The sequence below is a fragment of the Microcoleus sp. OTE_8_concoct_300 genome (assembly GCF_031383065.1).
Lineage (GTDB): Bacteria > Cyanobacteriota > Cyanobacteriia > Cyanobacteriales > Microcoleaceae > Microcoleus.
Genome location: NZ_JANMZH010000438.1, coordinates 1 through 1,380, shown reverse-complemented (window position 1 = coordinate 1,380; position 1,380 = coordinate 1). Strand labels below are relative to the sequence as shown.

The 1,380-nt window shown below is 43.5% G+C and carries 2 protein-coding genes and 1 pseudogene; 2 read left to right on the top strand and 1 reads right to left on the bottom strand.

The window, feature by feature from the left end:
* Both ACUVJL_RS20020 and ACUVJL_RS20015 read left to right on the top strand, forming a co-directional pair.
* The coding region (locus ACUVJL_RS20020) for an HIT family protein (protein WP_445247435.1) at positions 1-327 on the top strand (327 nt) is incomplete at its 5' end.
* A 188-nt stretch (positions 328-515) separates the two neighbouring features.
* Positions 516-1,085, top strand: coding sequence for a hypothetical protein (locus ACUVJL_RS20015; RefSeq protein WP_333052751.1), 570 nt, complete (start codon positions 516-518; stop codon positions 1,083-1,085).
* Between the two features lie 91 nt (positions 1,086-1,176).
* Here the strand turns inward: ACUVJL_RS20015 and ACUVJL_RS20010 are convergent.
* A pseudogene (locus ACUVJL_RS20010) lies at positions 1,177-1,380 on the bottom strand (GNAT family N-acetyltransferase); the annotation flags it as partial.

Sequence of the window (1,380 nt, the reverse complement as noted above, 5' to 3'; positions counted from 1 at the left end):
CTAACTGAATCAGCAACAGCTTATGCGATGTTTGACGGTTATCCCGCCAGCAAAGGTCATGTTTTAATCATCCCAAAGCGTCACGTTGCTAATTATTTTGAACTGCCGTTTCGAGAGCAATCGGCTTGCTGGTTTATGGCTAATAAGGTGCAAGAAATGTTAAGTAAAGAGTTTCAGCCTGACGGGTTTAATGTGGGAATCAATATTAATAAACAGGCTGGTCAAAGTCGCAGTCACGCGGCTATTCATGTTATCCCCCGTTACAAGGGCGATGCGGCTGGGAATAAAGGGGGAATTAGGTCTGTGATTCCCAAGAGTGAAAAATAAAAGTTAGCCAATTGTGAAAGGAATTCTTTTTTACCGCAGAGGCGCAGAGAACACAGAGGAATAGAGAAGAGAGGACTTTATAATTTGTGTAAGAATTGTTATATTTGAGCAAACGGCGAGCCAAATAGAGTTAAAATGTGTTTGCAAGGTCTAAAACTACACATTAGCAGCAATTTGGTGTTCTGTTTATGTCTAAGCGCAAAAAGCAAGAATGGCTCAAGGAAACCCTAGAACTCAAAGAAGACCACAATTGGAAGTCAAAGCCTGGAACTCGAATTTTTGTAGCAGGAAGAGGTGCAGTCCGCTTTGATGTCCCGGAAGATTGGCATTTTGAACCGGATACTAAGTCGTTCCGGTTTACGGATAAAAAGCCGCCGGATGATGATTGTCGTTTGGAGGTTTCGTTTAATTTGCTACCACCTGGTAACTGGGCAGATTTTCCGCTGGTGCCGCTATTACAGAAGGTAGTTGAAGATGAGACGCGGAATCCGATCGCTTTTGGGGAAATTATCCAATTGAAGCGGCAAACTGCCCGCGTTGTTTGGACTGAATTTAAGTTTATCGACCCTCCAGAACAGCGGGAAGCTTATTCGCGAATCTGTATTGGATTGGGTTCTAATGTTCAGTGTTTGATTACTTTTGATTACTGGGTTGACGATGCTGAACGTTTGACTCCTGTCTGGGATACGGTGATGGATTCGTTAGTTCTGGGTTTGTTTATTAGCGACCCTCGAACGGGGTTCGCACGTCCAGACTAGACCGATTTTCTGGGAAACTTTCAACCACTAATTTTGCTAAGTGTTGAATTGGCAAGCCACCAGTCAGTAAATTTAGAGCCAACATTAAACTTTACAACCGCTTTGCCATGAAAATATCTGGCTTGCCAATTCCGTTGGCGTCGGGCATCACTCCCACGATCGCAAAACCCATTTTTTGATAAAATTCGTAGGGATGACCGCGCAAATTTCTAATTTTGGCGATGTGTTCCCAAACGTTAGGATAAAGATTGATGCCTGAAAGAGTGGTTTGATTGTCTTCGTCGTCGGTACCTAC

What these genes read in the sequence shown, in the direction of transcription:
- ACUVJL_RS20015 (WP_333052751.1), top strand. Translation starts at nt 516, where the DNA reads ATGTCTAAGCGCAAAAAGCAAGAATGGCTCAAGGAAACCCTAGAACTC.